This window comes from Pantoea jilinensis (genome assembly GCF_019104105.1).
GTDB lineage: Bacteria > Pseudomonadota > Gammaproteobacteria > Enterobacterales > Enterobacteriaceae > Pantoea > Pantoea eucalypti.
In genome coordinates, this window is the sequence record NZ_CP077746.1 from 2048298 (window position 1) to 2074667 (window position 26370).

23 protein-coding genes are annotated in these 26370 nt (G+C 57.1%); 16 read left to right on the plus strand and 7 right to left on the minus strand.

The window, feature by feature from the left end; all coding sequences use genetic code 11:
• Window positions 1-16: 16 nt before the first annotated feature.
• A complete protein-coding gene (locus KTJ90_RS09645; RefSeq protein WP_003853657.1) occupies window positions 17-733 on the minus strand; it encodes an ABC transporter permease in 717 nt (238 codons plus the stop codon).
• A 392-nt stretch (window positions 734-1125) separates the two neighbouring features.
• Here KTJ90_RS09645 and KTJ90_RS09650 point away from each other — a divergent pair, with 392 nt between their 5' ends.
• Window positions 1126-2592 (plus strand): MDR family MFS transporter, encoded by a 1467-nt coding sequence (locus KTJ90_RS09650; protein WP_003853652.1) that lies wholly within the window; start codon window positions 1126-1128, stop codon window positions 2590-2592.
• A gap of 39 nt (window positions 2593-2631) precedes the next feature.
• On the opposite strand, the gene KTJ90_RS09655 is transcribed toward KTJ90_RS09650, so the two are convergent.
• A complete protein-coding gene (locus KTJ90_RS09655; protein ID WP_003853650.1) occupies window positions 2632-2928 on the minus strand; it encodes a DUF1161 domain-containing protein in 297 nt (98 codons plus the stop codon).
• Window positions 2929-2973: 45 nt separating this feature from the next.
• Window positions 2974-3297 (minus strand): DUF1283 family protein, encoded by a 324-nt coding sequence (locus KTJ90_RS09660; protein ID WP_003853649.1) that lies wholly within the window; start codon window positions 3295-3297, stop codon window positions 2974-2976.
• A gap of 273 nt (window positions 3298-3570) precedes the next feature.
• On the opposite strand from KTJ90_RS09660, the gene KTJ90_RS09665 reads away from it, so the two are divergent.
• Window positions 3571-3897, plus strand: a complete 327-nt coding sequence (locus tag KTJ90_RS09665) for a YnfA family protein (RefSeq protein ID WP_033743086.1) — start codon at window positions 3571-3573, stop codon at window positions 3895-3897.
• Window positions 3898-3928: 31 nt separating this feature from the next.
• Here the strand turns inward: KTJ90_RS09665 and ydfG are convergent, their stop codons facing one another.
• Window positions 3929-4675, minus strand: coding sequence for a bifunctional NADP-dependent 3-hydroxy acid dehydrogenase/3-hydroxypropionate dehydrogenase YdfG (gene ydfG, locus KTJ90_RS09670; RefSeq protein WP_003853646.1), 747 nt, complete (start codon window positions 4673-4675; stop codon window positions 3929-3931).
• Between the two features lie 401 nt (window positions 4676-5076).
• Between ydfG and guaD the strand changes: the two genes are divergently transcribed.
• From guaD to dcp, 5 genes are all read left to right on the plus strand, one after another.
• The gene (guaD, locus tag KTJ90_RS09675; RefSeq protein ID WP_003853644.1) at window positions 5077-6405 is read left to right on the plus strand and encodes a guanine deaminase; all 1329 of its coding nucleotides are present in this window, start codon (window positions 5077-5079) and stop codon (window positions 6403-6405) included.
• Window positions 6402-7844 carry a xanthine dehydrogenase small subunit gene (gene xdhA, locus KTJ90_RS09680; protein ID WP_003853643.1) on the plus strand — a complete coding sequence of 481 codons (1443 nt, stop codon included), beginning with the start codon at window positions 6402-6404 and terminating at the stop codon, window positions 7842-7844. Before guaD ends, xdhA begins: the two co-directional genes overlap by 4 nt.
• A complete protein-coding gene (gene xdhB / locus KTJ90_RS09685) occupies window positions 7834-10200 on the plus strand; it encodes a xanthine dehydrogenase molybdopterin binding subunit (protein ID WP_499024342.1) in 2367 nt (788 codons plus the stop codon). The genes xdhA and xdhB overlap by 11 nt, the downstream gene beginning before the upstream one ends.
• Window positions 10187-10963 carry a xanthine dehydrogenase accessory protein XdhC gene (gene xdhC / locus KTJ90_RS09690; RefSeq protein WP_499024345.1) on the plus strand — a complete coding sequence of 259 codons (777 nt, stop codon included), beginning with the start codon at window positions 10187-10189 and terminating at the stop codon, window positions 10961-10963. The genes xdhB and xdhC overlap by 14 nt, the downstream gene beginning before the upstream one ends.
• A gap of 62 nt (window positions 10964-11025) precedes the next feature.
• The gene (gene dcp / locus KTJ90_RS09695; RefSeq protein ID WP_499024346.1) at window positions 11026-13071 is read left to right on the plus strand and encodes a peptidyl-dipeptidase Dcp; all 2046 of its coding nucleotides are present in this window, start codon (window positions 11026-11028) and stop codon (window positions 13069-13071) included.
• A 41-nt stretch (window positions 13072-13112) separates the two neighbouring features.
• Here the strand turns inward: dcp and hpxO are convergent, their stop codons facing one another.
• Window positions 13113-14270, minus strand: a complete 1158-nt coding sequence (gene hpxO, locus KTJ90_RS09700; protein ID WP_499024349.1) for an FAD-dependent urate hydroxylase HpxO — start codon at window positions 14268-14270, stop codon at window positions 13113-13115.
• Window positions 14271-14888: 618 nt separating this feature from the next.
• On the opposite strand from hpxO, the gene KTJ90_RS09705 reads away from it, so the two are divergent.
• From KTJ90_RS09705 to KTJ90_RS09725, 5 genes are all read left to right on the plus strand, one after another.
• Complete coding sequence (locus KTJ90_RS09705; RefSeq protein ID WP_499024352.1) at window positions 14889-16046, plus strand: glycosyltransferase family 4 protein; 1158 nt, start codon at window positions 14889-14891, stop codon at window positions 16044-16046.
• Between the two features lie 91 nt (window positions 16047-16137).
• On the plus strand, window positions 16138-16383 hold the full coding sequence (locus tag KTJ90_RS09710) for a hypothetical protein (RefSeq protein WP_003853633.1): 246 nt from the start codon (window positions 16138-16140) through the stop codon (window positions 16381-16383).
• A gap of 31 nt (window positions 16384-16414) precedes the next feature.
• A complete protein-coding gene (gene ampC / locus KTJ90_RS09715) occupies window positions 16415-17566 on the plus strand; it encodes a class C beta-lactamase (RefSeq protein WP_078804409.1) in 1152 nt (383 codons plus the stop codon).
• Between the two features lie 89 nt (window positions 17567-17655).
• On the plus strand, window positions 17656-18108 hold the full coding sequence (locus KTJ90_RS09720) for an Xre family toxin-antitoxin system antitoxin (RefSeq protein WP_003853631.1): 453 nt from the start codon (window positions 17656-17658) through the stop codon (window positions 18106-18108).
• Window positions 18108-18578, plus strand: a complete 471-nt coding sequence (locus KTJ90_RS09725; RefSeq protein ID WP_008925206.1) for an RES family NAD+ phosphorylase — start codon at window positions 18108-18110, stop codon at window positions 18576-18578. The genes KTJ90_RS09720 and KTJ90_RS09725 overlap by 1 nt, the downstream gene beginning before the upstream one ends.
• Window positions 18579-18721: 143 nt before the next feature.
• Here KTJ90_RS09725 and KTJ90_RS09730 read toward each other — a convergent pair whose 3' ends face one another.
• Both KTJ90_RS09730 and KTJ90_RS09735 read right to left on the minus strand, forming a co-directional pair.
• Entirely contained in the window at window positions 18722-19615 is an 894-nt protein-coding gene (locus tag KTJ90_RS09730) for an SDR family oxidoreductase (RefSeq protein WP_003853629.1), read from the minus strand.
• A gap of 263 nt (window positions 19616-19878) precedes the next feature.
• Window positions 19879-20913 (minus strand): LacI family DNA-binding transcriptional regulator, encoded by a 1035-nt coding sequence (locus KTJ90_RS09735; protein WP_003853628.1) that lies wholly within the window; start codon window positions 20911-20913, stop codon window positions 19879-19881.
• Between the two features lie 223 nt (window positions 20914-21136).
• On the opposite strand from KTJ90_RS09735, the gene KTJ90_RS09740 reads away from it, so the two are divergent.
• The 4 genes from KTJ90_RS09740 to KTJ90_RS09755 all read left to right on the plus strand — a co-directional run bounded on the left by KTJ90_RS09740 (window position 21137) and on the right by KTJ90_RS09755 (window position 26349).
• Entirely contained in the window at window positions 21137-22159 is a 1023-nt protein-coding gene (locus KTJ90_RS09740) for an ABC transporter substrate-binding protein (protein WP_008925204.1), read from the plus strand.
• Window positions 22160-22247: 88 nt separating this feature from the next.
• Window positions 22248-24473, plus strand: a complete 2226-nt coding sequence (locus KTJ90_RS09745) for an ABC transporter permease (protein ID WP_008925203.1) — start codon at window positions 22248-22250, stop codon at window positions 24471-24473.
• Window positions 24470-25531, plus strand: coding sequence for an ABC transporter ATP-binding protein (locus tag KTJ90_RS09750; protein ID WP_003853623.1), 1062 nt, complete (start codon window positions 24470-24472; stop codon window positions 25529-25531). Before KTJ90_RS09745 ends, KTJ90_RS09750 begins: the two co-directional genes overlap by 4 nt.
• A 23-nt stretch (window positions 25532-25554) precedes the next feature.
• Window positions 25555-26349: an inositol monophosphatase family protein gene (locus KTJ90_RS09755; RefSeq protein WP_039660226.1), complete on the plus strand. Its 795-nt coding sequence runs from the start codon at window positions 25555-25557 to the stop codon at window positions 26347-26349.
• The last annotated feature ends 21 nt before the right edge of the window (window positions 26350-26370 follow it).

Genomic DNA, 26370 nt, shown 5'->3' on the forward strand with positions numbered 1-26370 from the left:
ACAAAGCTCCTTGTGGTCAGGCCGCAGCATGCGGACTCAGAAAGCGGCCCAGTGCGGCCAGCAGCATATCCAGAACCAGTGCCACCAGTGCGGTGGCAACGGCGCCCAGAATCAGTGTCGGGAAGTCATTCAGATAGATGCCCGGGAAGATCAGCTCACCAAAGCTGCTGGCACCAATCAGGAAGGCCAGTGGAGCAGTACCGACGTTGATGGCGGTGGCGATGCGCACGCCTGCGAGAATGACCGGCAGGGCGTTGGGCAGCTCAACCTGACGCAGACGTTGCCATTTGGTCATGCCGATGCCGTTGGCGGCCTCAATCAGCGACGGAGGAACCGCGCTCAGGCCAGAGAAGGTGTTTCGAACGATGGGCAGCAATGACGCCAGAAACAGCGCAATCAGCGCCGGACGATCGCCAATGCCGATGATTACCATCGCCAGCGCCAGCACCGCGAGCGGTGGCAGTGTGTTTCCCACATTGAAAATCTGCATCACATATTCGGCCCAGCGACGCGCAAACGGGCGACTGAGCAGGATGCCGCTGGGAATACCGACCAGCAGAGCGAACAACATTGACCAGAAAACTAAGAAGAGGTGCTGCTGCCCGAGATAGAGCAGATCGACTTTACGTGCGACCAGTTGATCCCAGCCTAAGCCCCAGATCAGTGCTGCGATCACCGCGACCACTGCAAGCACTGCCAGACCGGCGCGTTGGGCCAGTGAAGCATTTTGCATAGGAGAATCTCCCTGATGACGATCTCATTTGTTATAACAACCATAAACAGTCCGACAGGCGCGACAAAAACTGCCACCGCACCCAAAACCGAAACTGCGATAAAATGTAGATAAAATGACTGTTTACCCACTCTTTTTCAGCGAATACCGAATAAGATGGGGTAATGCTATAGCAGGCCTTTTTTGCACAAGCCAGCTTTTAAGCCATATATCAGGCAGATAGAAACAGGTTAAAATGGTGTTAAAGCCGCATAGCCGCTGGGTTAATGCGACAATAAAAAAAATTCATCGACATTTGGTGACAACGTCACAGATGACGCAAAAGGTGCGCACGCGCGGGAAACTGCACTGGCTGTTTTTGAGCTAGCCTTGCAGATAAAAAAAGGAACCCTATGACTGAAAGCGCGCAACTCCAGACCGGACATCGCCACTGGATCTTAATTGCCTGCATGCTGGCGATGTTTATGGCGGCCATTGAAGTGACGATTGTGGCTACCGCAATGCCCACTATCATTGCTGACCTTGGCGGTTTTTCGCAGTTTGGCTGGGTCTTCTCCATCTATCTGCTGACTCAGGCGGTCAGCGTACCGCTCTATGGCCGGCTGGCGGATATGGTGGGGCGCAAAACAATGTTTTTTGTCGGGACCGCCATCTTCCTGGTGGGATCGGTGCTGTGTGGGTTTGCCCATACGATGACCTGGCTGATCCTGTTCCGGGCATTTCAGGGCCTGGGCGCGGGCGCGATTATGCCGCTCAGCTCCACCATCGTGGCGGATATCTATTCGCCGCGCGAACGGGCCAGCGTGCAGGGCTGGCTCTCCAGCGTCTGGGGTGTGGCGGCTATCGTCGGGCCACTGACCGGGGCCTGGCTGGTGCAGCACTTTAGCTGGTCGGTGATTTTCTGGGTTAACTTGCCGATTGGCCTGATGAGCATGCTGATGCTGGCGCGCTGGCTACCGGCGCACCAGAAGGAGGAGAAATCACAGCCGCTGAACCTGGCAGGAAGCGGCTGGCTGATGCTCTGCGTGACGGCCCTGCTGGTGGCGCTATTGCAGGCAGAACAGCTGGGCATCTGGCTGGTGCCGTTTCTGATGTTCTCGCTGTTTGCGGGCTGGCAGCTTAAACGCCATGAGCAACGTTCAGCAGCACCGCTGTTTCCGCTGATCATCTGGCGCAGCCGGCTTATCGTGGCGGGTAATGCGGGCAATCTGATTATCGGGGCGGCCATGATGGGCATCAGCGCGTTTTTACCCACCTGGATTCAGGGGATCCGCGGTGGCTCACCGTTGCAGGCGGGCAGTGTGCTGGCGATGATGTCGATTGGCTGGCCGCTGGCCAGTACCCTCAGCGGCAGACTGATGCTGCACACCTCCTACCGCTTTACCGCCCAGCTTGGCGCGCTCTTGCTGGTGACGGGCAGCGCCTTGCTACTGTTCTTACAGCCCGCAAGCTCTCTCTATCAGGCGGGCTTTACGGCGTTTCTGATCGGGACTGGCATGGGGATGACCAGCACCACGTTCCTGGTTTCTGTGCAGAATCAGGCGGACTATCAGATTCGTGGCATCTGCACCGCTTCAATCATGTTCAGCCGGATGATCGGCTCGGCGGTGGGAACGGCGATTATGGGCGCAGTGCTGAATCTGAATCTGCAATGGCGACTGCCACAGGTACAGGATCCGGTGCAGCAGATTATGTCAGAATCCAGTCGTCAGCATTTGCAGCCGGAAACGCTGCAACAGATGGTTGCGTCCATCGCGACGTCATTGCACTGGGTATTTGTGGTGGCACTGGTGATTGCGCTGTTTGCGGTGGGTGTGGCCTGGATGATGCCACGTCAGCGGCCGGAACAGGCGGACTAGCAGGCAGGGCGACAGGATGTCGCCCTGATTTGACGCTGACTACTGAGCAGGCGAGTCCTGTGAACTGCCGGCACTGGCGGGGACACTGGCTTCGTCGTCACGGCCTGTACGCTTATAAACAATCTTTTGTGTGTCGTTTTCACAATGTCCGACGACCTGACCGCCCGCCTGATCAACCTGATCGTTGGCGACCACGTCGAGACTAAAACCTGACTCAGGCACACCGTTCTGAATAATTTTCTGGCTGATGTCGGCTTTCACCGACTCACAGGATGCCTGTGCCATCAGCGGCAGAGCTAAAAACGCCGCGCTTAATAAAACCCTCTGTAGCTTCATCACGTCTTCCTTATGTTAGTCGTCCGTCATTACTATAGCTCAAAATTACGGCGCAACCGGGCGACCTGAACGGCGGTCCAGGCAACGCAGGGTGTTGGGTTCCCAGTAAGCGTTGAGATTAAGGCTCTGCTCGCATTTGTCGCGGGTGTCATAGGCGCGATCGGCCTTATCAAACTCTTTTTCGACGCGGGTGTTCACTTTGTTACGCAGCATGCGCGTGTCATTCCATTGCTCTTTATCCTGGCGCGCCGCTTCATTGCCCAGCGCGGTGCTGCCATCTTCAATGATCAGACGATTCGTATTCGCACTGGCAGTGAATGCCGCAGAGGAGATCAGAACCAACAGCACGGCAGGGATCATTTTTTTCATCACAATATCCTTTAGTTAACGCAAACATCGCCTTCCGGGACGTCTGTTGCAGCGGGTATGCTTTAAGCCTGGCCCACCAGCCGTCATTGTTGCTGTAAGTCCGGACAGGGAAAGCGCGAAGCAATCCGGCGTACATGCGTGGTGATGGTGAGCGCTGCCCGGGTTCAGGCTAAAAATAAAATAGCCCGATGACAGAGATTCTTATTATATCATCGCCGTTTCTTCGCTCACCAGTGGTGAGTCATTTGTTTACGTTCAGGAGAGGTTAGGGTGCTGATTAAAACCGCCTTGCTGTTTTTTATTACCGCGCTGGCGGAGATCATCGGCTGTTTTTTGCCCTGGTTATGGCTAAAAAAAGGGGGCTCAGCCTGGCTGTTACTGCCTGCAGCGGCGAGTCTTGCGCTGTTTGTCTGGCTGCTGACCCTGCATCCTGCCGCCAGTGGACGGGTCTATGCCGCTTACGGTGGCGTCTATGTGCTGACTGCGCTGCTTTGGTTGCGGGTAGTGGATGGCGTGAAGTTAAGCGCGTGGGACTGGAGCGGGGCAGTGATCGCCTTCAGCGGCATGCTGATCATCGTGATGGGCTGGGGGCGCGGGTAGCGCCAGCCGGACGGACTGGCGCTGCAGAGGCTTAAGGCTTATGGACTTTCAGGCCTGCCAGCGTCTGGCTGACCGGCATCATTTCAAGACTGTTGATGTTGACATGCTTAGGCAGCGTGGCAACCCACCAGACCGCTTCTGTGACATCTTCGGGTGTTAAAGCCTTTGCGCCTTCATAAACCTGGCCCGCTTTGTCATCATCGCCCTTAAAGCGCACATTGGAAAACTCCGTGCCGCCGACAAGGCCGGGTTCTATATCGGTGACGCGCAGTGCCGTACCGTGCAGATCGGTTCGCAGGTTAAGGCTGAACTGACGGACAAACGCTTTGGTTGCACCATACACGTTGCCGCCGGCATAAGGCCAGCTACCGGCAATCGAGCCAATGTTGATGATGTGGCCGATATCGCGCTCTACCATGTGGGGCAGCAGGGCGCGGGTCATGTAAACCAGGCCTTTGGTGTTGGTGTCGATCATGTTTTCCCAGTCTTCAACATTCGCTTTGTGCGCAGGTTCAATCCCCAGCGCCAGACCGGCGTTGTTAACCAGTACATCAATATTGCGCCACTCTGCCGGTAAGTGCGTGACCATCTCTTCAATGGCGGCACGGTTACGCACATCCAGCTGCACCGTATAAAGATTCTCGCCCAGCTCCTCCTTCAGCGCTTTTAAACGCTCGGCGCGGCGTCCGCTGGCAATGACTTTGTGACCATTCTCAATAAAGCGGCGGGTGATGCTTTCACCAAAACCGGCGGTCGCGCCGGTGACAAAAATAATCATCTCACTGTTCCTTATGCCATTTTCAGAGTCGATGACTTCACCATAGCATTTCATTTCCGCTTCTGCGCGTTGAAAAATCGCCAGGCCTGTAAATGGATTTTACCGGTTAACTGACTGCGCCTTTTCAGGGCAGGCTGCACCTAAAAAGGGCACGTTTCCCTCCGGCAGGCCATACTCAGAATGATCAGTTTACATAAAATTGAGTCGCAACCGTTTGCCTCCGTTCCGCAAACGGTTGCTAAGCCATCTGTGGTGATTTATGTTGCGCAACAGGCGGTAAATGATTTATTTGATTGATTTATAAGGATTTTACGGCTCACCAGTTCTGGCACGCAGGTTGCAAGGCTATAACAGGAGATTTCCCTGCAACTATTCTATCGCGCTTTCAGAAAGGACAACCCATGCTATCAGCAACCGACACGGCGATTCGCGCCAGCTTCTTTGACTTTACTGGTGTCGTGGATCAGCCCGACGACCTGGCCGGTAAGGCGCGCTATCTGGAAGATGCGGTGCTGTTGCTGCGTGACGGACGCGTAGCAGGGCTGGATAGCTGGGAGAACAGCGAGGCGATGCTGGCAGGCCATCCGATTACCGATCTGCGCGGCAAACTGATCGTACCTGGCTTTGTCGATACGCATATTCACTATCCACAGACAGAGATGATTGGTGCGTTCGGCGAACAGCTGCTGGAGTGGCTGAATCACTACACTTTTCCGGTTGAAGCGCAGTATCACTGTCCTGACCATGCGGCCAAAATGTCCGCCTTTTTCCTGCATCAGCTGCTCTCAAATGGCACTACCAGCGCACTGGTGTTTGGTACTGTCCATCCGCAATCGGTGGAGGCGCTGTTCAGTGCCGCAGAAGCCCTGAACATGCGACTGATTGCCGGGAAGGTGATGATGGATCGCAATGCGCCCGACAATCTTACCGAAACCCCGGAGCAGAGCTACCAGCAGACACGGGCGCTGATTGAGCGCTGGCATAATCGTGGACGGCTGAGCTACGCCCTGACGCCGCGTTTTGCGCCGACCTCCTCCCCGCAACTGCTGGAAAAAGTGCAGCAGTTGCGCCAGGCATTTCCGGATACTTGGCTGCATACCCATCTCAGCGAAAATCCACAGGAGGTGGCCTGGGTAAAAGAGCTGTTCCCGGAGCGTGAGGGCTATCTGGATGTTTATCATCATCACCAGCTAACCGGGCGTCGCAGCGTCTTCGCGCACTGTCTGCATCTGGAGGATAAAGAGTGGCAGTGTCTGCACGATACTGATTCTTCTATTGCTTTTTGCCCAACCTCAAACCTCTTCCTCGGCAGCGGCCTGTTTAACATTAAACGCAGCTGGCAGCAGGGCGTGAAAGTGGGAATCGGCACGGATGTCGGCGCGGGCACCACCTTTAATATCCTGCAGACGCTGGGTGAGGCTTACAAAGTAGGCCAGTTGCAGCACTACCGGCTCAGTGCCGCTGAAGCCTTTTATCACGCCACGCTGGGCGGAGCGCGTGCACTGGATCTCGACCACGCCATCGGAAATTTTAACATCGGCAAAGAAGCCGATTTTGTCGTGCTCGATCCGGCGGTCTCTGCGCTGCAGCAGCTGCGTATTGGCAATAGCAAAGATATCTGGGAAAAGCTGTTTGTATTAATGACGCTAGGCGACGATCGCAATATTGCCCAGACCTGGGTAAATGGTCGTCCGGTCTGGCAGCGCGACGCACAGGAGCAAGCCGCATGATTGAGTTTTTGTTAAACAACCAGCTGGTCAGGGAAGAGGCACTTGACCCCAATCTTACGGTGCTCAACTATCTGCGCACCCGTCAGCATCGTCCTGGTACCAAAGAGGGCTGCGCCTCTGGTGACTGTGGCGCCTGCAGTGTCACCCTGGGAAAAGCCGTCAGGGGTGAGATGCAGTATGAAACGGTCAATAGCTGTCTGACGCTGGTCTCGTCATTACAGGGTAAACAGCTGATCACCGTAGAGGATCTGCGTCACGGTCGTGCACTGCACCCGGCGCAGCAGGCGATGGTCGACTGCCACGGCTCACAATGCGGATTCTGCACGCCGGGTTTTGTCATGTCGCTGTTCAGCCTGCAAAAAAACGCAGCGGGCTGGGATCGCCATCAGGCGGAAACGGCGCTGGCCGGTAATCTTTGCCGCTGCACCGGCTACCGGCCCATTATGGCTGCCGCAGAACAGCTCTGCTCCCAGCCGGTTACTGACCAGTTCGATCACAGTGCCGCCGCCACCGTGCAGCGGCTGGAGGCGCTGGCTACCCCGGACATGCAGGAGATAGACGGTGAAGGCCGCCGTTGTTTCCTGCCCAAAACGCCGGCTCAGCTGGCAGGGATCTACCTGGCGCATCCCGATGCGAAACTGATTGCCGGTGGTACCGACCTCAGCCTGCAGATTACCCAGCAGCATAAGAGAATACCGCTGCTGATTGCGCTGGAGCAGGTGGCCGCGCTTAAGGTCTGCAGTGAATTTGACGATCATTACCTGCTGGGTGCAGGTGCCTCACTGCAGCAGGTCAGTGAGTTTCTTGCCACCCGCATTCCTGGTGTCAGCGAGATGCTGCAGCGGTTTGCCTCACTGCAAATTCGTCTGCAGGGCACACTGGGCGGTAATATCGCTAATGCGTCCCCGATAGGCGATGCGTCGCCGGTGCTGCTGGCCCTCAATGCAAGTTTGCTGCTGCAGCGCGGTGAAGAACAACGCAGCCTGCCGCTGGACCAGTTCTTTACCGGCTATCGGCAGACACAGCTGGAAAAAGGGGAGTTTATCCGCGCAATTCGCATTGATAAGGTGACGGTGTCACCTGATTTTGTCGCCTGGAAAGTCTCCAAACGGCTGGATGATGATATCTCCGCCGTCTTCGCTGCCTTTAACCTGCAAATCGAACAGGGCGTGGTGAGTGGTGCCCGCATCGCCTTTGGCGGTATGGCGGCGACGCCAAAACGCGCCCACCACTGTGAACAGGCGCTGATGGGTCAGCCACTGAATGCCGTGACGGTGTCACGTGCCGCTGCCGCGCTTGCGTCTGATTTCCAGCCGCTTTCCGATTTTCGCGCCAGCAGTGACTACCGTCTGCAGGTCGCCCGTAACCTGCTTCGCCGCTACTGGCATCGCCATAACGGCGAAATCACCTGCCTTGAGGTCTCTCGCTATGTCTCATAACCGCCCGGAACTCAACGAAGAGGTCATCAAGGCCCAGTATGCCGCCGATTTACAGAGCGGCGTAGGCCGGAGTAACCGCCATGAAAGCGCGGAGAAACATGTCTCTGGCGAGGCGCATTTTATCGACGATAAACCGGAGTTGCCGGGTTTACTGCATCTCTGCCCGCGTCTGAGTGAACACGCGCATGCGCGCATCGTGAATATTGATGTGCAGCCCTGTTATGCCGTGCCGGGTGTCGTCAGCGTATTAACCTGGCAGGATGTGCCGGGCATCAATGATGTCGGGCCGCTGGAGCCGGGCGATCCGCTGCTGGCGCATGACAAAGTCGAGTACCTGGGGCAGATCGTGATTGCCGTCGCGGCGGACTCCCCTGACGCTGCACGTCTTGGCGCGGCCGCAGCGGTGGTCGAATATGAGGTGCTGGAACCGCTGCTGGATGTAGAGCAGGCGCTGGCGCAGGGCAGCTTTGTACAGGAACCGCACATCCATCAGCGCGGTGATGTGGACGCGGCACTGGCGCGTGCGCCGCATCGGGTGAGCGGGTCGTTTCATATCGGGGGTCAGGAGCATTTTTATCTGGAAACCCAGACGGCAATGGTCATTCCTGGCGAAGATCAGCAGCTGCAGGTCTTTTCTTCCACCCAAAACCCCACGGAAGTGCAGAAGCTGGTGGCGGAAGTCATGGGCATCAGCCTGAATAAGGTGACGATAGATATGCGCCGTATGGGCGGCGGCTTTGGTGGCAAAGAGACGCAGGCCGCCGGTGTCGCCTGTCTCTGCGCCATCGTAGCCCGTCAGACGGGGCGGGCGGCAAAGATGCGACTCTCACGCCGCGACGACATGCGCGTGACCGGCAAGCGCCATCCTTTCTTTGTGCGTTACGAGGCAGGCGTTGAGGAGGATGGCCGGCTGTGTGGCATCAAAATCGATCTGGCCGGTAACTGCGGTTATTCGCTGGATCTGAGCGGATCCATTGTCGATCGCGCCATGTTCCACGCCGATAATGCGTATTACCTCGGCGATGCGTTGGTCACGGGCTATCGCTGCCGCACGAATACCGCCTCCAACACCGCCTATCGCGGCTTTGGCGGACCGCAGGGTATGGTGGCGATTGAACAGATCATGGATCACATCGCCCGCCACCGTGGGCTGGATCCGCTGGCGCTGCGCAAGCGTAACTATTATGGCAAGCAGGATCGCAACATCACCCATTACCACCAGCAGGTCGAGGACAATCTGCTGGATGAGATTACCGAACAGCTGGAGCAGAGCAGCGACTATCAGGCGCGTCGCGCGGAAATCACGGCGTTTAACGCCCGCAGTTCGCTGCTGAAACGCGGTCTGGCGCTGACGCCGGTAAAATTTGGCATCTCATTTACCTCCAGCTTCCTTAATCAGGCGGGCGCGTTGATCCTGATTTACACCGATGGCACGGTGCAGCTGAATCATGGCGGCACCGAGATGGGCCAGGGCCTGAACACCAAGGTGATCCAGATTGTCGCCGAAGTGCTGCAGATAGAGACCGATAAAATCCAGATTACCCCTACCGACACCGGTAAAGTGCCCAATACCTCGCCAACAGCGGCCTCCAGCGGTGCTGACCTCAACGGTAAGGCGGCGCAGAATGCGGCTGAAATCCTGCGCGATCGCATGACCGCCATGCTCTGCGAACTGCATCAGTGCGACGCAGCGGCGGTGAGCTTCCGCAATGGCGTGGTACGTGCCGGAGAAAAACATTACACCTTCGCTGAGGTGGCGAAACTGGCGTGGCTGAATCAGGTGCCGCTCTCTGCCACCGGCTACTATCGCGTACCAGGCATTCATTACGACCGCGTTGCCGGGCGCGGCACGCCATTCTATTACTACGCCTATGGCGCGGCCTGCTGCGAGGTCGTCATCGACACCTTAACCGGCGAATCCCGCCTGCTGCGCGCCGACATCCTGCATGACGTTGGTGCCTCGCTGAACCCGGCCATCGACATCGGTCAGGTCGAAGGAGGCTTTGTCCAGGGTGTCGGCTGGCTCACCTGCGAAGAGCTGGTGTGGAATGACAAAGGTCAGCTGCTGACCGACGGTCCCGCGAGCTATAAAATTCCCGCCATCAGTGACGTGCCGGCGGAGCTGCGGGTCACACTGGTGGAGAACCGCAAAAACCCGAAAGACACGATCTTCCACTCCAAGGCCGTTGGCGAACCGCCGTTTATGTTAGGGATAGCTGCCTGGTGTGCGCTGCAGGATGCGGTCGCCAGCGTGGCGGATTACCGCCAGCATCCGTTGCTGGATGCGCCCGCTACACCGGAGCGCATCTTCTGGGGCGTGCAGCGTCTGTCGGGAGCCATTGATGATCTATCATGACTGGATAGGCGTGCTTCACCAGTTGCGTGAAAAACGGCAAAGCTGCGTGCTGATTACCGTGCTTAGCGAGCACGGTTCGGTGCCCCGTGACAGCGGCAGCAAAATGGTCGTCACACAGCAGGAGAGTTTTCTCACCATCGGTGGCGGTCATCTGGAATTTGCGTGTATCGCCCAGGCCAGGGCGATGCTGCAGGATGGGGCGACCGCGCCCCATACCGAAGATTTCAGCCTCGGCGCGCGGCTTGGACAATGCTGTGGTGGCAAAACGAAGATTTTGTTTGAGCCGCTGCTGCAGGCGCAGCCGGAGATATTTCTGTTTGGTGCAGGTCATGTCGGACAGGCACTGGTTAACCTGCTGGCGACGTTACCCTGTCACATAAACTGGATTGACAGCCGTCCGGCGCAATTTTCCAGCGTCCCTGCGGGCGTAGTGACCTGGCAGCCCGATGATCCGCTCGATTGCGTGGCGCAGGCACCTGCGGGCAGCTACTTTATTATCATGACCCACCATCATCCGCTGGACTTTGAACTGTGTGAAGCGGTGCTGAAACGCGGGGATTTCCGCTATGCCGGATTAATCGGTTCGTCGACGAAAAACCAGCGTTTTCGCTACCGGCTGGCAGGCAGGGGCGTTCAGAGCGAATCACTGGCGCGCCTGCGCTGCCCGATTGGTCTGCCGGATGTTAAAGGCAAGCTACCCGCCGAGATTGCGGTGGCGATTGCCGGTGAAATTATCTGCGTTTATCAGCAACATATCACCTGAGTTGTGGCCTGCGCGGCAACCTGTCAGGATAAGACTTTGCGATGCCCCATCAGGAGCGAACCATGAACGCCCGTCAGAATCCCTTCTTTAGCGTCAGCACACTGCCTTATCATGCTCCGCCTTTTGACCAGATAGAGGAGCAGGATTTCCTGCCTGCGCTGCAGGCGGGCATCGAAGAGAAGCGTCAGGAGATCGAGGCGATCGCCCTGAGTAGCGAAGCGCCCACCTTTCTTAACACCTTTGAAGCACTGGAGAAGAGCGGACAGCTGCTTAACCGGGTCAATCTGGTCTTTGGTGCCATGACCTCGGCCCATACCAGCCCGTATCTGCAGCAGGTGGATGAGGAGATAGCGCCCCAGCTTACCGCGCTCAACGATGACATCATGCTGAACCGGCCGCTGTTTTCACGGCTCGACGCGGTCTATCTGCAGCGCGCTAAACTGGATGCTGAATCAAAACGTCTGGTTGAAGTGATCTGGCAGCGCTTCCAGCTGGCGGGGGCCAATCTGCCTGAGGCGCAGAAACAGCAGCTTAAAGCGCTGAATCAGGAGGCCGCACGCCTCGGTACGCGCTTCACCAACAGACTGCTGGCTGCCACCAAAGCGGGTGGTCTTGTCGTCAATGATTTGCAGCAGCTGGCGGGTCTGTCGCCGGCCGATCTGGCCGTAGCACAGGCGGAAGCGCAGGCGCGCGGGCTGGAAAAAAGCGGGTTGCTGGTGCTGCAGAACACCACGCAGCAACCGGCGCTGCAGAGTCTCGCCGATCGCGCAACCCGTGAAGCGCTGTTTAAGGCGGGCGTGACGCGCACGGAAAAAGGGGATGAAAACGACACCCGCGAGCTGGTGTTAAGGCTGGCGCAGGTCAGGGCGGAGCAGGCCCGGCTGCTGGGATTTGCCAGCTATGCGGAGTGGAAACTGCAGGATCAGATGGCCAAAACCCCCAAAGCAGCGCTGGCCTTTATGCACAACATCGTGCCCGCTGCGCGCGCCCGTGCCGAACGTGAAGCCGCGGCTATCCAGCAGACTATCGATCAGCAGCAGGGCGGCTTTACCCTGCAGGCCTGGGACTGGCGTTTTTATGCTGAACAGGTGCGGCGCGCCCGCTATGACCTCGATGAGAGCCAGATTAAGCCCTACTTTGAGCTTAACTCGGTGCTGCAGAACGGGGTGTTCTGGGCGGCGACACAGCTCTATGGCATCCGTTTTACCCCGCGACAGGATCTGCCGGTTTATCATCCTGATGTGCAGGTCTATGAAATTTTCGATGCGGACGAGACGCCGCTGGCGTTGTTCTATACCGACTTCTTTAAGCGTGACAGCAAAGGCGGCGGTGCCTGGATGAGCAACTTCGTCAACCAGTCGACGCTGCTCGACACCAAACCGGTGATCTATAACGTCTGTAACTACACCAAACCGCCCGCCGGTGAACCGGCGCTGCTGAGCTGGGACGACGTCATTACGATGTTTCATGAATTCGGCCACACGCTGCACGGCCTGTTTGCCAGCCAGCGCTATCCGAGCCTGTCGGGCACGGAGACCCCGCGCGATTTTGTCGAGTTTCCTTCGCAGATCAATGAGCACTGGGCCAGCGAGCCGGCGGTGTTCCGCAACTACGCTCGCCACTATCAGACGCATGAGCTGATGCCCGCTGAGCTGCATGAAAAGATTGTCCGGGCCGCAACGTTCAACAAAGGTTATGAGATGAGCGAGTTGCTGGCTGCCGCGCTGCTGGATCTGCACTGGCATAGCCTTAACCGTGATGCCGCGCCGCAAAGCGTGGAGGGATTCGAGCAGCAGGCGTTGCAGAGCGACAATATGGCGCTGACAGCGGTGCCGCCGCGCTATCGTTCCAGCTATTTCCAGCACATCTGGGGAGGCGGTTATGCCGCAGGGTATTACGCCTATATCTGGACGCAGATGCTCGCCGACGATGGCTATCAGTGGTTTGCGGAGCATGGCGGATTGACGCGTGAGAACGGCGATATCTTCCGACAGAACATTCTGTCACGTGGGAACAGCAGCGATCTTAAAACGCTGTATGAAAGCTGGCGGGGCGCGCCTCCACAGCTTGAGCCGATGCTGAAAAATCGCGGTCTGGCGGATTCATAATGAAAAGGGCTGTCACCATGACAGCCCTTTTGTTATTGGGGCTAGCCCAGCGGGCCACCTTCAATGGTTTCGCACATTCCGGCCAGCACCCGCTCACCGGTTTCGTTTTTCAGTGACTGATACCACTCCGCCGTGACCGCCGGGTCGCGAGCATGGGTCACATCACAGCGTTTGCGCGCTTTCAGCACCAGATCTTTGACCCGCTCAACGCGGCGCGCCTGATAGCGTAGCAGCGCATCTTCGATGCCCAGCGAATGTGAGGCCAGCGTCGACGCCAGCACCACAGCATCTTCCATCGCCGCGCAGCCGCCCTGACCAATATCGGGGGTGGTGCTGTGGGCTGCATCACCCAGCAGAGCAACGCGTCCTTTCACAAAGCGACTAAAGGGTTCAATGTCGTGGATCTCAACCCGGTTGGTGGTGTCGGGATTAATCGCCGCGATCAACTGCTGTACCGGCTCCGCCCAGCCCTGGAAGTAGCCGGTTAAATCGGCTTTCACGGTGCTGCGATCCTGCGGCAGACCTCTCGGCAGCGGCACATCAAAGAAGAAGTAGAAGCGATTACCGCTGACCGGCATCAGCGAAACGCGTTTGCCATCACCGACAAAGGTGGTCCACTGATCGGCGGGAGCAATCCGCTCGTCAATGGTGACCAGCCCATTCCAGTTAACGTAACCGGCGTAACGGCGCTCCAGCTTCTCTTCCAGCACATATTCACGAATCACCGAATGGGTGCCATCGGCAGCAATCAGAAAATCGCCGGTGGCCTGACTGTTATCAGAAAAGGTGGCGATCACGCCGTCTGCGGTCTGTTCAACCTGGATCACCCGCTTACCAAACTGCACCCGTTCACGGCCAAAGGTATCAATCAGCATCGCCTGCAGCTCTGCACGCGCTACCGGATAAGGGTATTCGCCAACCTGTTGAACCAGCGGCGCCATGCTGAAGCGGGTCAGAGGTACGCCGGTCGCGCCGTCGTGATAAGCCATAAAGGCCATGTTACCGCCCAGCTCACGCAGCGCAGCTTTCATTCCCAGCGCATTCAGGCATTTAACGCCGTTGGGCCAGATGGAAATCGCCGCGCCGACAGGCTTCATTTCCTGCACCGCTTCGTAAACTTCCACGTCAATTCCGGCTTTCTCCAGCGCAATGGCGCTGCTCATTCCGCCAATACCGCCACCAATCACGATTGCTTTCATAATGCTCTCCTGTCTGCATAGACTTTTCCTGCAACTTTTGTACCAGAGGGAGACCTACAGGGAGAGTGAGTAGAAAAAACAGGTTAATCAGTACGTTGACATATAATCTCTGAGGTGGCTGCGTCGTCTGATTGCTGACCTCATGCACTTAAATGTGGCAAAGGGTCGAATCAAAAGGGTGCAGTGATCATTTTTTCTGCATCGATTGTTTCATCATTCATCAGATGCAGTCGGTCAGTTTCAGAGTCATTTATCCTTCAGCGTGCATTGTCGGCGGTTTAGCCTTATACCCGTTTTAATTTGTTTAAAAATTATAAACTAAATCACCCCTTCCCTGAAATCAGCCCGCCCGGGCAGCGCCACATTCTCATGACACACAGCACACCCTTTTCCGTGGCTTTGCCTCTTTATCGGACAATAATGCGCTGTGACGTTATCAGAAAGCCTTGTTCAGTACAGGCGCGCAGGCACGACGAAGGCCTTCCGGTTATGGCTTTTAATGATTAGTAAAGTTAATTATTTCGAGGCGAAACGGTCTTTTAGGATATTGCTCAAACGCATCTGCAGCGATCGCGTGATATAGATCACTCTGGACATAAAGGACTCTGGAAAACGACCATGAAAGTTGGAATCACGAATAACCAGTATCCGGAGCAACGTAATATTTTAGTTAATCCGGAAAACCAGTACATCAATCTGAAAAAAAGCAATCTTTTCTATTTTATCAACCCGTTACGAACCCGATTGCTCAAGAAAAACAAAACCTTTATCTTTCAGCCTGTGCCTTTTTCAGGGGCAGCGCGGGCTGACATCCTGCATCTGTTTAATGAAGTTGCGATTACCCGACAGAAGTGGGTCGCCTCATTTGAGACTGAGCTGCCGCGAGTGCTGCCGGTGGCTGGCGTAGCCAAGCAGGATAACCCTGAGCTGCAACGCCTGATCCCCTATCTGTTAAAAGACAATTGCCTGGGGCTGATTGCCATTTCCGACGCCACGCTGAACATTCAGATGAAGCTGTTCAAAGCGGATGTCGCCCGGCAGATTCAGCGTAAAACCGTGGTGCTGCATCCGCCACAGACGCTGTTTGTTCAGCATAAAGCGCCACGCCAGTCAGGTACGCTCAGGCTGATTTTTGCCGGTAACGAGTTCTACCGCAAAGGCGGAGCCGAAGTGGTGCTGGCTATCAGTGAGCTGATTGAAGAGAAGCGGCTGGATGCGTCGCAGCTGGATGTGCAGCTGATTGGTGATCTCGCTAAGCGCCGCAACGTTGCTCACCGCCAGTTCCAGGATGACGAGGCTTTTTACCGCGACATTGAGAATCGCATCAAACGCCATCGCTGCTTTACGCATCATACCCAGATGGAAAACAGTGCGCTGATGCAGCTGTTCCGCCAGAGCGATGCCGGCCTGTTACCGACCTGGCAGGAAACCTACGGGTTTTCTGTACTGGAAATGCAGGCTAATGGCTGCCCGGTGATCACCAGCAACGTGCGTGCATTGCCAGAAATTAACCCGGATAGCGCGGGCTGGGTGCTGGCGAGTCCGCTGAACGCGGACCGTGAATACAGCATTACGTCAACAGAGCAGAAAACGCAGCTGCGACAGTCCCTGGTGGAAGGGCTTAAATCAACGCTGCTCGCCATCATCGAACGTCCTGAGATGCTGCAGGAGAAAGGCGAGGCGGCGATTCTGCGCATCAAAGAGCAGCATGATACCGGGCGCTACATTGCCCGGCTCAACGATATTTACCGTCGTGGCGTAGTGAATGCCACTTAACATCCTCCTGGTGTCTCAATTTGATTAGATTTCTCTGACGGCGCGCGCCAGACTAGCCATACTTAGCGCAGCGTCCCACTGGAGAACTCTTATGAAAATTATCCTCACTCTGCTGCTGTCCGGATTACTGGGCAGCAGCGCCTTCGCTCAGCCCGCACCGGTTTTTCCGGCCCGCGCGCCCCTGGTTCAGCTGACCCCTGCGGCAGCCCGCTGTGATGTCTCCGCCTGTCAGACCAACTGTTACGTCGAACAGTCACACTGCAACACCCGTGAAAACGGTGCCTGCAGTTCAGAGGCGCAGATGTGCGTACAGGCGTGTGCCAGCCAGTGTAAATAATTCATTTCAGTGAAGAAGCCTTTAGTTGCCAATGAAAAAGTCTGTGTTTTATTTTGCTTTACTGTCTCTTTCTGCCAGCTGTGTTGCCGCCGATCTCTCTTCACAGCAGGTCACTTCTCTGGTTAAAGCCGCGATCGAACCGCTGATGGAGCAGCAGGCGATCCCGGGCATGTCGGTGGCGGTGCTTTACAAGGGCCGGGCGCAGTTTGTGAACCTCGGCGTGGCCGATCTCGCATCAGGCCGCCAGGTGACGGAAAATACGCTGTTTGAGCTGGGTTCGGTGAGCAAAACGTTTACCGGTACGCTGGCAGGTATCCTGATCCGCAACGGTGACATTCGCCTCAATGATCCCGTACAGAAATACTGGCCGCAGCTGACCGGTGAACAATGGCGTCCGGTGAGGATGCTGCACCTGGCGACCTATACCGCCGGTGGCTTACCTTTACAGCTGCCGGATGAGGTTACCGATCAGGCCTCACTGCTGCGCTTTTATCAGGAATGGCAGCCAAAAGCATCACCAGGCACGCTTCGTCAGTACTCTAACGCCAGTATCGGTCTGTTTGGCTCGCTGATGGTGAAGGGGGATTATGAGCAGGCGATGACGCGCAATGTGTTTCAGCCGCTGCGGCTGACGCGCACCTATATCACCGTGCCGCCCTCGATGATGCTGGACTACGCGTGGGGCTATAAAAAGGGTCAGCCGGTTCGGGTTTCCCCCGGCATGCTGGATGCCGAAGCGTACGGCGTTAAATCCACCGCGCGTGACATGCTGACCTTTATGCAGGCCAACGTCGATCCTAATCGCCTCTCCTCGGGCAACACTGTGTTGCGTAATGCTATCCGCACCGCACAGTCGCGCTATTTCAAAATCGGCAGTTTCTGGCAGGGACTGGGCTGGGAGATCTATGACTTGCCTGCCACTGCTGACACCATCATCAGCGACAGCGACAATGGTGTTGCGTTACAACCGCGGCCAGCGACTCTGCTAAATCCGGTCGGGCCTTCACTCAACGCCAGTTGGGTGCATAAGACCGGTGCCACCAATGGATTTGGTGCTTATATCGCGTTTATCCCTGAGCAGAACAGCGGCATCGTGATGCTCGCCAACAAAAATTACCCCAATCCGCTGCGCATAAAGGCGGCCTGGCAGATTCTGCAGGCGTTACATCAGGGCACGCCTTAATACCTATCTGCTTACTCTGCGACGGGGTAAGGCTGGCACCTCCTGTTCATTTGAGCTAAAATAAAAATCAAATGAACAGGAGGGCTGCTATGTCCATCGCCATCTATACACCCGCTCAGCATCGTCGCGATACGTCGTTGCTGCATGCACTGAACCTGCCGGATACGCTGCCCGATGCGCACCAGCGTATTGCGGTGGGGTTCAGCAGCGGCGTGCTGAAACGCACGGCGTCATTGTCCACCTTTGACGAAGGCTGGCTATGCCGTCTGGCAGGCATCGACCGCACCACCTATAACCGCAAAGTGAAAGATCCCGACCAGACCTTTTCGCCCGACCAGAGCGGACGCATCTATATGCTGATTCGTGTTCTCTCTGCCGCCAGTAAACTGTTCCGCGACGACAGGCAGCGCCTGGTGCAGTGGCTGGAAACGCCGGCTAAAGCGCTGGGAGGTAAAAAACCGGCGGAAATGACCACCACGGTAGCGGGTGCAGAAGCGGTCATTAACCTGATTGGTCAGCTTGAGCATGGCGTGATTACCTGATGGCGGTGCCTTTTTACCGTCTGGTGAAGCGTGAATATGCAATGACCGCTTTTGATGGGTTTGGTGCCCGTACTTATGGCGGGCGCTGGAACTCTGTGGGCACGGTTTGTGTTTATATGGGATCGAGCCGGTCGCTGTGTGTGCTGGAGGCCTTAGTGCATCTCACCATTCAGGATCTGGCGCATGACTACGCTATGCTGGCGATTAGTGTGCCAGAGGCTCTGATCACCGAGCTCTCGCTGTCGGCATTGCCCGACGACTGGCAGACCGATCCTGCACCCGCCTCTACACGGCAGATTGGAGACGACTGGCTCGCCAGCCCGGACAACGGCCTGGTGCTCAAGGTGCCCAGCACGCTGACCGGTGAGTGGAATGCGTTGTTCAATCCCCGTCATCCGGCGGCGGCCGGCATCGTCAGCAAGGTGGTGGTGGAGCCGTTTTTCTTCGATCCCCGCTTCCGGCTGCAGTAGGGCGCTAACAGGCTTTCCCGGTCACCTCGCGCAATCTGAACAGGCACACCAATGCCATTCGGTTGCCACCGTGGCGGCTGGGTAACGAAACGAAAGAAAGCGGGACAAAAAAATGGCCGCATAACGCGGCCATCGGGATATTGTTACAGCGTGCCGGTACCGCCATCAGAGCACCAGACCTGACCGGAAGAGTAGCTGCTTTCGGTTGAGGCCAGCGTGACATAGAGCGGGGCGATTTCAACCGGCTGGCCCGGGCGACCCATCGGTGAATCGGCGCCAAACTGTTTCACTTTCTCCATTGGCTGTCCACCGCTGGACTGCAGCGGCGTCCAGTAAGGACCTGGGGCAACAGCATTGACCCGGATACCCTCGCCACCCAGCTGTTTAGCCAGTGATTTCGTAAAGGCGACAATGCAGGCTTTGGTCTGCGCATAATCCAGCAGAATATCGCTGGGTTTAAACGCCTGAACCGAAGAAGTATTAATAATGGATGCACCGCGTGGCAGATATTCCAGCGCCGCTTTGGTGATCCAGAACATGGCATACACGTTAGTTTTAAACGTCGCATCAAAATCTTCCGTACTCAGGGTACGGATGGACTCATTAAATTGCTGACGACCGGCGTTATTCACCAGAATATCCAGACCGCCTAATTTATCGGCTGCGTCTTTAACCAATTGCTGACAAAATTCTTCAGAACGAATATCGCCCGGAATAGCGAAAACTTTACGGCCTTCCGCTTCGATTAATTTAACCACTTCATCAGCGTCGGGCTGTTCTTCAGGCAGGTAATTGATCACTACGTCTGCGCCTTCGCGGGCATAAGCGATAGCTACCGCGCGGCCAATGCCGGAGTCACCACCGGTGATAAGCGCCTTACGGCCAGTCAGTCTGCCTGTGCCGCGATAGCTGGTTTCACCGTGATCGGGAACCGGGATCATTTTGCTGGCCAGGCCTGGTGCCTGTTGTGGCTGATCCTCAAAAGGAGGTTTAGGGAATTGATCCAGATCGAGCGTCTTGTTAGTGGGTGTCGCCATTGTATGCTCCTTGAACAACGTTATCTGAGACATTAAGCCTGGCACAAATGTGATATTTGTCACATCTGACTGCTGATTCATTGAGCAGGTAAAACCAGAAGAAATTAATAATGCTGATAAAGCGTAGTCATGAAATCAGAAAACTGTGCCGGAGCCTCCGATTATTTTTCTGCGCGGGAAGGGGATATTTAAAACGAAGCGTGGCGGGTTTTGGTTATTATTACAGCGAATAAAGCGCATCGGCAGAAAATAAAAAAAGGCGGTTATCCGCCGCGTACTGAACCCCGCCAGACGACATCCACCGGGTATATTCTGCGCTCCTGCTGCTGTTCATTCTTCGGCATCAGTGTCTCCGGTTGCGCTTCCGTCTCCACCAGCCAGGCAATCGCATCGCGGGCGAACTGCTCCACCGGCTGCGCGAAGGTGGTGAGGTTGTAAGAGGACCAGCCCGACTGCGGAATATTGTCGTGCCCCATGATGCAGAGATCCTCCGGAATACGCAGCGCAAAGCGGTGACGCGCTTCATCCATAAAGCCACAGGCGAGCAGGTCGGTGGCGCAGTAAACCGCGTCAGGGCGAACTTTTCGGGTCAGCAGACGCTGAGCCAGAATCTGTCCGCTTTCATAGGAGGTGGAGCCGAACCGCTCGACCTGAACCGCGACGCCCGCTTTCTGCGCCGCGGCCAGAAAATCGGCTTCGCGCTTCAGCAGGCTGGGTGTTCCCGCCAGCGAATTCACGAAAGCGATGCGGTTGCAGCCCGCCCGCACAAATGCGTTGACCGCCATTTCCGCTGCCGGGCCGGAGTCGAGATTAATATTGAGCGTACCGGGCAAAGACTCATCGCGATTAATCAGCACCAGGTGCTGGCCATGTTTGTAGCAGAGGCGGGTAATGCCGCTGTCAGGCATACCTGAAAGAATAATGGAGGCGTCGGCGCGAAAATTAATCGCCTGTTGCAGCGCGGCGGAAACGCGCGCATCCGAGCGGTCGGTGTTAATCAGCATCGCCACTTTTCCCGCTTCCTGCAGGTACTGGGTCATCCAGCGCACCAGGCTGGCACGGTAGGGCGTATCCACTTCGGAGGCAATTAAACAGACAATGCCGCTGCGGTTGCGAACCAGACCCCGTGCCAGATGGTTGACGTGATAGCCCAGCTCTTCTGCCGCTTTCATCACCCGCTGACGGGTGGCCTCCGACACGCTGGCACCTGGCGTAAAGGTGCGGGAGACCGCTGAACGGGAAACGCCCGCCCGGTCTGCGACATCCTGTGCGCTTACCACCGCTTTAAGCTGCTGCATCTTATTTCCCCGTCCCACCGTTGTCTGCACTGAGTCTGCCTGAAATTGCAAGGCTGTGCAAAACATGGCTGCACGTAAAGTGTTTCAAATTTGTGACAGCGCCTGACAATTGCGTAACAACCGAATTGACAGTGTCAACAGCTCGCCGTACTACTTTGCGCATACGTTTGCACACATGTGCAATAGCTGGCGCACCTGCGTCATCCAGCCCCAGGAGAACATCATGCGTTATTCCTCTCTGCTCGCTGCTGTCATTGTCTGCCCTATGATGCCGTTTGCTGCCTCGGCGGCCGGCCTTAACATGATCTGCTCAGCGGATGTGGTGGTGTGTGAACAGATGACCACGCTGTTCAGCCAGAGCCATCCTGATATCAAACTCAGCATGGTGCGGCTCTCTGCCGGTGAAGCCTATGCCCGTATCCGCAGTGAAGCACGCAATCCCCGTACCGATATCTGGTGGGCCGGCACCGGGGATCCGCACATGCAGGCTGCCGAAGAGGGCTTAACCCAGGCCTATAAATCCCCTTTGCTCGATCAGCAACAACCCTGGTCACAAAAAGTGGCGGAAATCTCCGGTTATCGCACCGTGGGCGTCTACGCCGGTGCGCTGGGCTGGGGCTATAACACGAAGCTGCTGGCGGAGAAAAAGCTGAAGGTCCCGGCCTGCTGGGCTGACCTGCTCGACCCGGGTTTTAAAGGTGAGATTCAGATCGCCAATCCCAACTCCTCCGGCACGGCCTATAACACCCTGGCGACGCTGGTGCAGATTATGGGTGAAGACAAAGCCTTCGATTATCTGAAGAAGCTTAACGCCAACATCTCGCAATACACCAAGTCCGGCTCTGCGCCGGTCAAAGCCGCTGCGCGCGGTGAAACCACCCTCGGGATTGTCTTTATGCACGATGCCGTAGCGATGGAAGTGGATGGCTTCCCGATTAAGCCCGTCGCGCCCTGTGAAGGCACTGGCTATGAGATTGGTTCAATGTCGATCATCAAAGGAGCACGAAATCTGGCAAATGCCAAAGTCTGGTATGACTGGGCGCTGAGCGCTGAGGCGCAATCACACATGAAAGAGGCGAAATCGTTCCAGCTCCCTTCCAACCGTCAGGCGGAGATCTCTGAATATGCGCCGCGTTTCGAGAACATCAAACTGATCGATTATGACTTCAAAACCTATGGCGATTCGGCAAAACGTAAAGCGCTGCTGGGCCGCTGGGATAAAGAGATTGGTGCCAGCGCGCAATAACAGTGGGGTTGTCCCGGCCGCCTGAGCCGGGCCGTTGCCAGACCGCGGTGGCGTAAGCCTGATGCCCGCTTCCTGATCGAGGTAATTTATGAATGCGCACAATCGTCGCTTAACCGCGGCGCTGCTGGCGGGCGCCGTCGCGCTGACGCTGCTGCCCTGGTACAGCCTGGAGCAGGGCTTCTTCAGCGGGGAGTGGCTGTTCAGCTTATGGACCGATGAGAACAGTGCACCGGCGCTGGGGCAGCTCGCGTTACGCAGCTGGCTGAGTATTGCTGTCGCGCTGTGGCTGCTCTCTGCGGCCAGCGTCTTTCTGCCGCCGGGCCGCACGCGTAGCACGCTCCTGCTGCTTTTCAGCGTCACGGGCATCCTGTTTCTGGTGCTGGAAGGGCATGCCATTGGTTTCAGTGGCTGGAACTGGCTGTGGCTGGAACATATCGCGGGTCCGCAGGCATTGGGCCAGCCAGCAATGGGCGCGGGCGCGTTGCTGCTGCTGACCGTGTTTTTGCTGATCTTCGCATTTGCCCTGGCGGAGCGGGGTGTGCTGAAAGGTGATGCCTTTGTCGTGGCGTCGATTGTACTGCTGGTGGCGCTGGTGACCACCTTTGTGCTCTATCCGGTGCTGAGCCTGTTTGTCGCCTCGGTGCAGGATATTGATGGCAGCTTCAAACCGGATGGGCTGATTGCCAATATGCAGGACCCTGCGATCTGGAGTCTCTCCTGTTTCACCGGTGGCACCTGCGGCACGGCCTGGCGCACGCTGGGACTGGCGCTGATGACCGCCAGCGGTTCGACGCTGCTGGGGCTGGCGTTTGCGCTGGCGGCTACGCGCACGTCGCTGCCGTGCAAGAAAGCGCTGCGGATGCTGACCATTCTGCCGATTATCACGCCACCGTTTGTTATCGGACTGGCGCTTATCCTGCTGTTTGGCCGCTCCGGTGTCGTAACAGAATCACTGGCAACGCTGTTCGGCATCGAACCGGGCCGCTGGCTCTATGGCCTGACCGGCATCTGGATTGCGCAGGTGCTGTCGTTTACCCCTATCGCTTTCCTGGTGCTGATTGGCGTGGTCGAGGGTGTCAGTCCGTCACTGGAAGAGGCCTCTCAGACGCTGCGCGCCAGTCGCTGGCGCACCTTCTCCCGCATCTCGCTGCCGCTGATGGCGCCCGGTCTGGCCAACGCCTTCCTGATCAGCTTTATCGAAAGCATGGCCGATTTCGGTAACCCGATGGTGCTGGGTGGCAGTCATGGCGTGCTCTCCACCGAAATCTTCTTCTCTGTGGTCGGCGCACAGAACGACCCGAGCCGCGCGGCGGTGCTGGCGATGATCCTGCTGGGCTTTACGCTGACTGCATTTCTGGTGCAGCGCGTCTGGCTCGCCGGAAAAAGCTTTGCCACCGTCACCGGCAAAGGCGACGGTGGCCGTCACGTGATGCTGCCGCGTCCGGTGCGCTACAGCGTCTATGGCATGGTCATCCCGTGGGGACTCTTCACGCTGGTGATCTACGGCATGATCATGATTGGCGGCTTTGTACAGTCGTGGGGGCTGAATAACAACCTGACGCTGGATCACTACATTCGCGCCTTCAGCGTCAGCGTCAATCAGGGGCAGCTGGTCTGGCGCGGCGTCGCCTGGAACTCCTTCTGGACCACGCTGGAGATTGCCCTGATCGCTGCGCCGCTCACGGCCATTGTGGGGCTGCTGACGGCCTGGCTGATTGTGCGGCAGAAGTTTGCCGGCCGTCAGACCTTTGAATTCATGCTGATGCTGAGCTTTGCCATTCCCGGTACGGTCATCGGCGTGAGTTATGTCATGGCCTATAACCTGCCGCCGCTGGAGATGACCGGTACCGCGATGATCCTGATCGCCTGCTTTGTCTTCCGTAATATGCCGGTCGGCGTGCGTGGCGGGATTGCGGCGATGAGCCAGCTGGATAAAAGCCTGGATGAAGCCTCACTGACGCTGGGCGCTAACAGTTTTCGGACGCTGCGCAAAGTCGTGCTGCCGTTGCTGAAACCGGCGATCAGCGCCGCGCTGGTCTATGCCTTTGTGCGGGCGATAACCTCGATCAGCGCGGTGATTTTCCTGGTCAGCGCCCAGTACAACATGGCGACCTCTTACATCGTCGGGCTGGTGGAGAACGGTGAGTATGGCGTCGCCATTGCCTACTCGTCGGTATTGATTGTCGTGATGCTGCTAATCATAGGCCTGTTCCAGCTGCTGGTGGGCGAACGTCGCCTGCGCCGTACAACCCAACCGGCGGTGATGGTTACCGCACCTTCTGCCTCCACACTGACTCAGGAGAGAGCCCTATGACGACCATTAACGCCGGATCGGTGGTGTTTGAACATGTCGCGAAGCGTTTTGCTGGTTTTACCGCCGTGCCGGATCTGTCGCTCACCGTAGAGCCAGGCACGCTGGTGACGCTGCTCGGGCCGTCCGGCTGCGGCAAGACTACCACGCTGCGGCTACTGGCCGGGCTGGAGCATCCCACCTCGGGAAGGATTCTGATTGGCGGCAAAGAGGTAACGCATCTGCCCGCTAACGAACGGGATGTGGCGATGGTGTTTCAGTCATACGCGCTGTTTCCCCACATGAACGCTATCGACAACATTCTTTACGGGCTGCTCTCCTCGGGCATGAACAAACGCGAAGCGCAGGACAGGGCGCGTGAGGGGCTGAAGCTGGTGGGGTTAGAGAGTCAGGGAGAGCGGTTGCCGTCTGAACTTTCTGGCGGACAGCAGCAGCGTATTGCGGTAGCGCGTGCGCTGGTGCTGGAACCGCAGGTGCTGCTGCTCGATGAGCCGTTGTCGAACCTTGATGAGCGTCTGCGCCGTCGGGTGCGCACCGATATCCGTGATTTGCAGCAGCGGCTCGGATTTACGGCGGTCTATGTCACCCATGATCAGGAAGAGGCGCTGGCAGTCTCCGATAAGATTATTGTCATGAAAGAGGGGGATATTGCCCAGCAGGGCGCGCCGGAGACGCTTTATCATTCGCCCAACTCGGTCTTTATTGCGGACTTTATGGGGGAAGCCAATATTCTGCCCTGTGAAGTGGAGCAGGCGGATGCAGATGACGCACTGGTTCGTCTGGGTAACCAGCGCTTTCGGGTGCGGGGTGCGGGCGCTAAAACCGGCAGTGCCCAGCTGGCGGTGAGACCCCAGTTTATTACGTTGTCTGGCGATGGCCAGGGCGCGTTGCAGGGTGAAGTGATCCACAGCACCTGGCTGGGTGACCATATTGAATATGAAGTCGCGACCGAGCTGGGCGCGTTGTTCATTATCGATCCGCAGATGGAACAGCGTCTGCCTCTCGCCACCCTGGTAGGCGTCAACTTTAAGCCGCAGGGCCTTGCCCTGATTGCCCGTTAATCTGATTAACCCGAGGAGTTTGCATGGCATCGCATGATGAAATAATGGCGCGACTGGCTTTAGCGGAGGCTGTGGCCCGCGAAGGTGGCGCGACCGCGCTAGGCTGGTTTAACCGTCGCGACACGCTGGTGGTAGAGACCAAGTACGATTTGCAGGATGTGGTGTCAATTGCCGACCGTGAAGTAGAGCAGTTGATCGCCAGCCGCATAAAGGATGCGTTTCCCGATGATGGCTTTCTGGGTGAGGAGTCGGGGCTGCAGGCGGGACACTCTGACTACACCTGGGTGGTTGATCCGATCGATGGCACCAGCCCGTTTCTCAATGGGATGCCGAGCTGGTGCGTTTCGGTGGCAGTGCTGCGTGGCGATGTGCCGGTTATCGGTGTGATTTTCGCACCCACTTATGAGGAGTGCTATGTGGCGGCACTGGGGCAGGGCGCGACGCTGAACGGTCGTCGTCTGCAGGTTGATCCCACCCGCACACTGCAAAATCATGTTACCGGCTTTGGCGCTAACAGTTATGTCAGTCCGCAGCAGGTTGGCGAGATTGTGGCGGCGCTGCTGTCGGCGGGCGGTAACTTTATCCGCATTGGTTCGGGCGCGCTGATGCTGGCGTGGGTCGCCGCCGGTCGGGTTGTGGGATATTACGAACCCTATATGCACGCCTGGGATTGCCTGGCGGGTTACTGTCTGGTGAAAGAGGCGGGCGGCTGGTACCACCCGTTCAATACCGAAGGCGACCGCATCATCAAAGGGGCGCAGGTTCTGGCCGTTGCTCCCGGCGCCGAAGCAGACCTTAAGCGCATTGCGGGTTTGTGACCCTGTCACGCTGACTGCTTT